The sequence below is a fragment of the Streptomyces sp. NPDC002676 genome, from assembly GCF_053592455.1.
Genome location: NZ_JBSFVT010000040.1, coordinates 21,153 through 30,444 on the forward strand (window position 1 = coordinate 21,153; position 9,292 = coordinate 30,444).

The window sequence follows — 9,292 nt, forward strand, 5'->3', positions numbered from 1 at the left end:
TGGTCATGCTGTTCTGCCGGGGTGGAAGTCGGGGATGGGAGGTCCGACGCGGGGCATTCCGAGGGCGACGATGTTCCGTCGGCTGCGGCGCAGGACGGCGGTGGCTTCCTTGATCTGCGTGCGGTCCTCGTCGGTGAGAGCGCCGAGGTCCTCCCGGACACGCCGGACCAGCCGACGGACCCGGGTGATCTCCTCATCGGAGGGTGTGGCCTCGGCTTTTGCCCAGTCGTCGGCGGAGGAGAACGCAGCCAGGCGTTCTCGGCTTCGCAGCAGGTCGGCGAGGTATGCCTCCAGATCGGGGAGGTAGGAGGCGTCGGTGCGGAAGTGGTCGCATCCGACGCAGCGGAATCGGACCGGGCAGGCGTGTCCGCCGGCCGCGACGTTGGACGGCTCGACGCAGACACCGTAGGGCGCTTGAACCTCCCCGACAGCGCGGCGGGCATACTCGTCGTCCAGCAGTTCCCTGGCTTGCCGCCAGATACGGTTGCCGTGCCGGTCGAACTGCATCGCCGAGACACGGTCGACAGCCTCCCGTTTACGCTGCTCACTGACCCGGTAATAACGCTGAGTAGTGCTGAGTTGGCGATGGTCCATCAGGCTTTGGAGGACGTCGGGCTGGATGCCCTCGTCAGCGTGTCGCTGGCAGTAGGTGTGCCGGTAGGCGTAGAGGAAGATCTTCGATTTGTCGAAGGACAGCACCTTGGCCACCTGCTGCCTGTTGATCTCGACGCGGGTGGGGACCAGGAACTCGGGCAGTGACCGGATCCATTCGCGGTGACGGCTGGCCAGCCAGCCGGACGCGAGCGGCTTGCGGCCGTGGGGGTTGCCTACCCGAGTCGGCAGGAGCATCAACTCAGCGGTAGGGGTCAGGGGGAAGTCGGTGCGGATCAGTTCCTGCTGCCGGGTGATCACTCCTGCGGTGGCCTGGGAGATCGGCAGTCGGCGTCCTTTGCGGCCGGCCTTGTAGTTGTCGTAGATCAGGACATGCTGGCCGGTGGCGTCCTGTTGGAGGCAGTCCCACCGCAGCTGGCAGATTTCCATGGGCCGCCTGCCGGTGTCGATCAGCAATTCCGTGGCCACCCGGTTCTCGTTGCCGTTCCGCTTCACGCCGGCGAGAGAGGGCAGGTGCTCGCAGATCTGCCGCATGACCTCGGGCGGGAGGTCTTTGCCTGCTTCGGTGTCCTCGGGGTCGTCGGGGACGTCCTCGGCCAGGAGGGCGAAGTCGTCCGGCAGGCCGTGCAGCGGCTCGCCGGGCCGGGTGAGGCCCAATGAGCGCATCCGGGCCAGGTTGCTGCGTACACAGCGGCTGATGACCACTGTTCTGTGCGCCGAGATGACGCCGGTGTGGCGCAGGTAGCTCAGCCGGTTGGTGAAGGCGGTGATGTCCCTGCGGCCCACGGCTTGGATGTCGCTACCGCAGTCCTCGCGCTGCAACTGCAGACTCTCGGAGAGGAGTGCGAACGCGCTGAGGATTTCCTGGCATGTGGCGATGGCCTTGCCGCGGCGCTGGGGCAGGGAGAAGAACGCCCATTCCTTTGCGGCACTGCGGAGCCATGGCTGGTGGATCGCGGTGAAACGCAGATAGCCGGCATGGCCGAAGGCGGCGCCGTTCCACACGTCCTTGGCCCGTTCCCCATCCGGGGTGAGCCCGAAGCGGCCGACGTGGGTGACCAGGCTGGTGCAGAATCCCCGGACACCGCGGGATACCTGGTCTAGGTCCGCTGCTGTCAGCGAGGGCGATTCGAGCTCGCGTAGCCGGTTGGTAAGCGTCCGGAGCACATGCTCAGTCGTGTGCAGGCCCTCGCGGGTACGGGCCTGGATGCCGTAGAGGATTTCCGCGACCACCCGCTCGGGCAGTCCGCGCAGGCTGACCTCGTTGTTCGCTGAGACAGGCGCGGTAGTACGCCGCCACCGCGCTTCCTCGCGTGTGCTCAGTCCGCGCTTGACGGCCCAGGACCAGCGGACACGATGGCCATGGCAGTACGGGGAACTGCCCTCTCGCTTGCGGTGGCAGGCCGCGACCTCGCAGTGCCCGAAGGCCGGCAGGGGGACAACGTCATCACGGACGAGGAACTCCTCCAACGTCACCTGAAGCCGGGTGAGCTGGGCGAAATGGGTCGAGCAGACCGGATTTCTCCACGACCGGAACGGCCGCGGGCATCCCTTGACCGAGCAGTCTGCGACCCCGGTCCGGCGCGTACCGGGGCGAGCCGTCTCCACGAACTCGTCCACGTCAGGCTGCCCTGCCTGCTTCCACCGCAGCCGGCACCCCTCGCACAGTTGCCGGGCGACACTGGCCTGTGAGCAGCCCTTTACCCTGCACATCGGCATGCCCAGGAGGTGATGGTCGTAAGGGAAGAACAGCATCCGGACCTCATCCGACCAGCCCAGCAGGTCCAGAATTTCCTGATCCACCGCGGCCCGCAATGCCGAGGTCATGCCGCCGTCCTCGTCCTCCTCCGGGCGCGGAGCGGGCCGGAGCGGAGCAGCGGTCACCGTCATCGCGTCCCCTCCCGGCCCAGCTCCCGCGGCGAGGGAACGCGGTTGACCGCCTCACGCAGCCGCGACGCCGCCGGATGCAAGTAGGGCCGCGCGGACTCAGGATGCTTGTGCCCCAGAAGCATCTGCACCTCGTCCAACTTCCCGCCGGCGTCGACAACGTTGCTGGCCATCGCATGCCGGCACATCCGAGGCCCCACCCTGCGGCCCAACCCCGCCCGCCGCGACAACGACTGGCACAACTCCCCGATTGCGTCCGCGGAGACCGGTGCACCCAGCGGGGGCCGGAAAAGGTTGACGAGCAGAAAGTCGCTGCCGTCGGACCCCAAACGCTCGTGTCGTTCCAGCGCGTACTGGTCGAATGCCTGCACGACGAGGAAGTCCACGGGCATCACCCAGGACTTCTTCGACTTCGACCAGGCGTTGTTCTCGTTCTGGCGCCGGACAACATGCACATGGGCGCCTTCGACGCGGCAGCCCAGTGACCGCGAGTCCATCAGCAGGTGAGGATCACAGCGACGAAGGCCCGCGACCTGCCCTGGACGCAGTCCGACACGGGAGAGCAGGAGCATGATCAGCCGATCGCGCGCCGAGCGGCAGGCGAGGAACATCGAAATGACCTCCTCGTCGCTGGCCCGGTCGACCGCGGTCTCGGGCTCCTGGAGCCGGTGGTGGGCTCGCAGGCGGTGGCGCATCGCACCGCTCTCACCGCGGGCCGCCAAGGGCAGGTCGTGGTCGTCGCTCAGTTCGTAGAGTTGCTCCAACACCGAGGCCGGCACGGCCTTGTTGATGACCGCGTGGACCAGGAACATCCGCACGGCTGTGAGCACTTTGTTGATCCGGGCGTCCCCGCGGACCGGCTTGGTCCCGGGCCCGGGCACCGCGACCTGGCGCTGCCCGCCGTTGCCGGGCATCCACCTCAGCCAGAGGATGAACAGCCCCATCTCGCGAGCCGCCGTCCGCCAGTCCCGCCCTGTGCTCACGCACCAGCGCAAGAACAAGACAAGGCCCTCGGCGTACGCCTTCGTCGTCAGCTCCGCCCGCCCTCGCGCCAGCCGAATCTCCCGCAGGAAACGGTCAGCATCCTCGACGACCTCAAAATCGTCATCCACCACGGTCCAGTACCGGAGGCCCGAAGGCATCCGTACAGGAAATGCACGCACTTGTACCCCTAGTCCACGAGTCGATCGCAACGATCCACCGCAGAGCCACACCCCCCGAGAACCTGTCGTATGCCCCAACGAGCAGGTGCCGTACGACGTCACACCACGGTCTCGGAACCCCCAGAGAATGGCAGCCGCGTGGGGCACCGTCGGTTCTGCAGGGCCGAGAACCGGGAGATCCCCTACGAAGAGGTGGGCAGGGGCTTTGCCCTGGCAGACGGGCACGTGGTGCCACTCACCGAAGAGGACCTCGCCCACCTGCCTCTGCCCACCAGGCAGACCATCGACGTACTCGGCTTCGTGCCCTTCGAAGACATCGACCCGATCAGCTTCAGCCGGCCCTACTACGCGGGACCCGGACCCGGCGGCGACCGACCGTATGCACTGCTCGTCGAGGCACTCGCCCGCACCGGCCACGTCGCCGTGACCAAGGTCGCCCTGCGCGGCCGCGAGCGCCTGGCGCTGCTCCGCCCCCGCCACGGCATGCTCATCCTGCAGACACTCCTGTGGCAGGACGAACTGCGCGACCCCGGAGACCTCGCACCCTCCACCCCGGTCACCGACCGGGAGCTGAAACTGGCCGAAGTACTGATCCGGGACCTCGCCGGCATCGACGTCAGCGAGGTGCACGACCAGTACGCCCACGCCCTCGAGCAGCTCGTGGACGCGAAGACCACCGGCGGTGAGCTCGTCGAGCCGGCGCAGCCCGCTCGGATGCTTGACCTGATGGCGGCGCTGGAGGCGAGCGTCGAAGCTGCCGAGCGGGCGCACGAGTCGTCACGGCCGAGGCCGTGACCTCCGGATCAGAGCGAGGCTCGTTGAGGGGATGAGCAGCAGGGAGGCAGAACATGCTCAATGACTGCAGCTCATAGTCCACGGCGTCGACCCAGCCGTCGTGCATCCAGCCCCCGACGACCCGCTGCGCCATTTCGGAGCCTGCGAGCGCATGGACCCGCGGGGCCGCTATCGTGCTCAGCCTGCGGAGCACCGGCCGTCGCCACCTGCCGTCGCACCACCCCTGGGGTACTGACGCAATTGGCTGACCTGGCGAAATGCGGCACTTGTTGACAGGGCATCTCCCCATTGCGCTCGTCGACGATGCCAGCTTTTCGAAAAGTCTCAGGTGAGCAGTTTCAAGAGGTACAGCCCCCGCGCGCCTACCGCCGCAAGTTCATGAGCGGTTCCCCAGGCGCATGAGTACAGCGCCCCTTCGGCTCGTGCGATGGCCGCAATGTCTCGCTCCGCCGCATTCCAGATCCGCACCGTCCTGTCCCTGCTGGCGGTGGCGAGCCAGGTGCCGTCCGGCGTGATCGCCACCGACAGCACCTCGTCGGTGTGGCCGGTGAGGGTGGCTGTGCAGGTGCCGGTGGCCCGGTCCCAGATCCGCACGTTCCCGTCGCGGTGGCCGGTGGCGAGCCAGGTGCCGTCCGGTGCGATCGCCACCGACTCCAACCGGTTGGTGTGGTCGGTGAGGCTGGTTGTGCAGGTGCCCGTGGTCCGGTCCCAGATCCGTACCTCTCCGTTGCTGTCGACGGTGGCGAGCCAGGTGTCGTCCGGTGCGATTGCCACCGCCAACACGAAGCCGGTGTGGCCGGTGAGGGTGGCTGTGCAGGTGCCGGTGGCCCGGTCCCAGATCCGCACCGTCCTGTCGCTGCCAGCGGTGGCGAGCCAGGTGCCGTCCGGTGCGATCGCCAGCGACGCCACCCGGTCGGTGTGGCCGGTGAGGGTGGCTGTGCAGGTGCCGGTGGCTCGGTCCCAGATCCGCACCGTCCTGTCGCTGCCAGCGGTGGCGAGCCAGGTGCCGTCCGGTGCGATCGCCACCGACGCCACCTGGTCGGTGTGGTCGGTGAGGGTGGCTGTGCAGGTGCGGGTGGCCCGGTCCCAGATCCGAACCTCTCTGTAGAAGTCGCTGGTGGCGAGCCAGGTGCCGTCCGGTGCGACTGCCACCGACAGCAGCTCGTCAGTGTGAGGAGAACTAGAGGGAGTTTGAGCAGGGAAGACGTGGTCCCAGATCCGTACCTCCCCGTCGTGGTGGCCGGTGGCGAGCCATGTGCCGTCTGGTGCGATCGCCACCGAGAGCACCCAGTTGGTGTCGTCGGTGAGGGTGGTGGTGCAGGTGCCGGTGGCCCGGTCCCAGATCCGTACCTCCCCGTCGTGGTGGCCGGTGGCGAGCCATGTGCCGTCTGGTGCGATCGCCACCGAGTCCACCCGGTCGGTGTCGTCGGTGAGGGTGGTGGTGCAGGTGCCGGTGGCCCGGTCCCAGATCCGTACCTCCCCGTCGCTGCGGCCGGTGGCGAGCCAGGTGCCGTCCGGTGCGATCGCCACCGAGTCCACCCGGACGGTGAGGTCGGTGAGAGTGGTGGTGCAGGTGCCGGTGGCCCGGTCCCAGATCCGTACCTCCCCGTCGTAGTCGCCGGTGGCGAGCCAGGTGCCGTCCGGTGCGATCGCCACCGACTCCACCCAGGCGGTGTGGCCGGTGAGGGTGGCTGTGCAGGTGCCGGTGGCCCGGTCCCAGATCCGTACCTCCCCGCCGTGGTCGCCGGTGGCGAGCCAGGTGCCGTCCGGTGCGATCGCCACCGACGCCACCTGGTCGGTGTGGCCGGTGAGGGTGGCTGTGCAGGTGCCGGTGGCCCGGTCCCAGATCCGTACCTCCCCGTCGTAGTCGCCGGTGGCGAGCCAGGTGCCGTCCGGCGCGATCGCCACCGACTCCACCCGCTCGGTGAGGGTGGCTGTGCAGGTGCCGGTGGCCCGGTCCCAGATCCGTACCTCCCCGTCGCTGGCGGTAGCGAGCCAGGTGCCGTCCGGCCCAATCGCCACCGACTCCACCCAGCCGGTATGGCCAGTGAGGATCCGTTGCAGTGCGGGAGAGGGGGCGTCGGCCAGGGGCCACCGGCTTTCCAGGCAGGGACGTTGGGTGAAGTCCTGGTGGCATGCGGAGATCTGGGGGTGCCAGTGGGGGTGTGTGTCGAGGCGGGTGTGGAGGACGCCGGTGAGGGCGTGGGGCGGGTCGGTGGGAGTGAGCAGGTGGGCCGTCTGGGCGAGGCTGCGGGCCAGGGGGCGGGTGTGGGCGGTGTCGATGTGGCTGAGGTCGCTCCAGGGGGCGGTGGGTCCCCGCTGGACCAGGCGGGCTTCCACCCAGCGCAGGTCGCCAGCCACCGCCTCGGCCAGGGTGATGTTTCCGGCTGCGAGGAGGTGGTCGATGAGGTGGTCGAGGAGGTAGCCGTCCGTGAGTTGCCACCAGGCGCGTTCGGGGTCGGGGTGGACGGGGGCCAGGGGCTGGGCCAAGGGCAGGCCGGCGGCGAGCGTGTCGATCAGGAGGCCGTTGGTGCGGGCCAGGCCGGCCGTGCCGAGAGCGCTGCGGAGGTAGTCGCGGATGACGTCGTGGAGGCTGATCGTGCCGCCGTTGGTCCGGTTGAGGGTGAGCAGGGACAGGCGTTCCAGGTCCCGGCACAGGGTGCGTGTCTGGTCCTCGGTCAGCCCGCCGGTTGCCTGCCACAGCAGGGCGACCACCGGGACGGGGATGGACTCGTCCTCGGCGAAGATGCCCAGTTCGGTGAAGCGGTCCGGGCCGCCGGGCGGCAGCAGGGTGGTGGCGGCCTCGATCGACGCCTTGACGGCCTGGTTGCGCTGGCGGGGGTCGTCGAGGTTCCAGGCGGCGGTCGGGTCGTCCACGGCAGCGGGCCCGTTGCCGCGCAGCCGGTGAAGGATCCGCTCGGCGGTGGCGGCGGGATCGGCGCCGCCGGCACCCTGTTCGGCGATCAGGCGGTTCGTCAGGCGGAGCAGCAGTGCCCATCGCCCGGTGGCCTGGAGCAGGTCGTTCACCAATGTCACGGGCAGGGGTGGCAGGTTCCAGGTCAGTACGGCCCTTGCCTGGTCGTGGGACATCTGGTCGACCGGGATGCGGTGGGCACTGTTGGGCAGCAGGGACGGGTTGCGGGTGGTGACCAGCCGTACGCAGCGCCGGCCGCCTTTCAGGAAGGGCTCGAGCTGCTCGGCTTCCCACACGTCGTCGAGAACGAGCAGCGTGCGAGGCCGCTGGTCCAGGAGCCGCCCCAGATGGGCGCCGGCCAGATCCGGATCGTCGAACTCGGTGGTGTCGCCGGTGATGAACCGGGTCACCTCGGCAACTTTGGCAGCCACCGCCGCTCGTCCGCGGACGTCCCGGCCGATGGTGACGGGGTAGATCCGGGACCGGAAGTACCGACGCACCCGCCCGCGGGCGTACACCGCGTTCGCCAGCGTCGTCTTACCGAACCCTCCCGCTCCCCACAGGGAAGTGGTGATGCCCACGGCCCGGCCGCCACGGCACAGTGCCGCCGCTGCCGTGCGAGTCTGGGCACGGTCCACGAACCACTCCGGAACAGCCATCGGCGGCGGGGGCGGCGGATCATCCACGCCCACCGGCGGACGCAACTGCAGCCATGCCGCGACACCGCCCGCCACGACGGACAGCACGCCGAACACAGCGACAGACCTCCACGGATGCTGCCGCAGTCCATCCAGCGGCCAAGGCCAGCGTGCAGCGGCCGTGGCCGGGTTCCCCGCCAGAGCCAGCACGATGGCCAGGGCCACGCCAAGACCGGCAAGCGCCACCACCGCCGCCACCCACACCCGCACACGCACGCGCCCACCCCCGGCAACGATTCCCTGCGCGTGACGCTAGCGACATCACATCTCCAGCATCAGCAGAACGCCACAAGACCACGCAGAGACCGCGCCACGGGATTTCGTCACGCTGTTCGTGGCATTCCGTCGGTTCTCCTCCCTGGGAAGGGTGTGCTGGCAGGACTCGTGCCGCGACTACATGATCGTCGGGTGGACTCTGTGAGCCCCGGCCCCTACCACCTGCTGCTCACAACGGGCGACTGGCCAGCGCAGCACGGTTGGTGGGCGAGCGAGGAGACCGCACGCGACGCGGGCGGGCGGCAAGGACAGTGCAGCGTTCATTTCGCCGGCTTCGCATGGACGGATGTCCGGGTCGGGGTGTGTCAACTTAACGGCTGATCTCGGTTGTTGAGGTGTCAGTTGTTGCTTGGGGTCAGGCGGCCCTCGAAGGTGATCTGGAACGCGTTCAGGGGTGCCTTCCAGCGCATGGTCCACCGCTTGCGACCCTTGCCGGTCGGGTCCAGGCTCATCAGCGCCATGTAGATGCACTTGAGGGCGGCGGCCTCGTTGGGGAAGTGCCCACGGGCGCGGACAGCCTTGCGGATGCGGGCGTTGACGCTCTCGATCGCGTTCGTGCTGCAGATGACCTTGCGTATCTCGACGTCGAAGGAGAGGAAGGGCACAAATTCGGCCCAGGCGTCCGACCACAGCTTCACGATCGCCGGATACTTCCGGCCCCACGCTTCCTGGAACTCCAAGAACCGCTCCGTGGCCGCGTCCTCGTTGGGCGCCGTGTAGACGGGCTTGAGTGCCTTGGCGACCTTGTCCCAGTCCTGGCGGGCGGCGTAACGGAACGAGTTCCGCAGCAGGTGAACCACACACGTCTGGACAATAGTGCGAGGCCAGATGGTCTCCACGGCCTCGGGAAGACCCTTGAGTCCGTCACAGACCAGCATCAGCACGTCGTCCAGGCCGCGGTTCTTCAGCTCGGTGAACACGTGCAGCCAGTACTTGGCGCCCTCGCC

Annotated in this window: 5 protein-coding genes; 1 reads left to right on the top strand and 4 read right to left on the bottom strand. The window is 68.6% G+C overall.

Features of this window, described 5'->3' with window-relative positions; genetic code table 11:
* Positions 1–3: 3 nt before the first annotated feature.
* Together ACWD3E_RS41750 and ACWD3E_RS41755 are read right to left on the bottom strand one after the other, a co-directional pair.
* Entirely contained in the window at positions 4–2,502 is a 2,499-nt protein-coding gene (locus tag ACWD3E_RS41750) for a tyrosine-type recombinase/integrase (protein ID WP_451392694.1), read from the bottom strand.
* A complete protein-coding gene (locus ACWD3E_RS41755; protein ID WP_451392695.1) occupies positions 2,499–3,413 on the bottom strand; it encodes a tyrosine-type recombinase/integrase in 915 nt (304 codons plus the stop codon). The genes ACWD3E_RS41750 and ACWD3E_RS41755 overlap by 4 nt, the downstream gene beginning before the upstream one ends.
* Before the next feature lie 318 nt (positions 3,414–3,731).
* Here ACWD3E_RS41755 and ku point away from each other — a divergent pair, with 318 nt between their 5' ends.
* Positions 3,732–4,457: a non-homologous end joining protein Ku gene (ku, locus tag ACWD3E_RS41760; protein ID WP_451392696.1), complete on the top strand. Its 726-nt coding sequence runs from the start codon at positions 3,732–3,734 to the stop codon at positions 4,455–4,457.
* Between the two features lie 324 nt (positions 4,458–4,781).
* On the opposite strand, the gene ACWD3E_RS41765 is transcribed toward ku, so the two are convergent.
* Together ACWD3E_RS41765 and ACWD3E_RS41770 are read right to left on the bottom strand one after the other, a co-directional pair.
* Positions 4,782–8,285, bottom strand: a complete 3,504-nt coding sequence (locus tag ACWD3E_RS41765; RefSeq protein WP_451392697.1) for an NB-ARC domain-containing protein — start codon at positions 8,283–8,285, stop codon at positions 4,782–4,784.
* A gap of 398 nt (positions 8,286–8,683) precedes the next feature.
* On the bottom strand, positions 8,684–9,292 hold a 609-nt coding region (locus ACWD3E_RS41770; protein WP_451392698.1), incomplete at its 5' end, for an IS256 family transposase.

Excerpts from the sequence above, each read along its gene's own strand:
- ACWD3E_RS41750 (WP_451392694.1), bottom strand. The coding sequence starts at position 2,502 with ATGACGGTGACCGCTGCTCCGCTCCGGCCCGCTCCGCGCCCGGAGGAG.
- ACWD3E_RS41755 (WP_451392695.1), bottom strand. The coding sequence starts at position 3,413 with ATGCCCGGCAACGGCGGGCAGCGCCAGGTCGCGGTGCCCGGGCCCGGG.
- ku (WP_451392696.1), top strand. The coding sequence starts at position 3,732 with ATGCCCCAACGAGCAGGTGCCGTACGACGTCACACCACGGTCTCGGAA.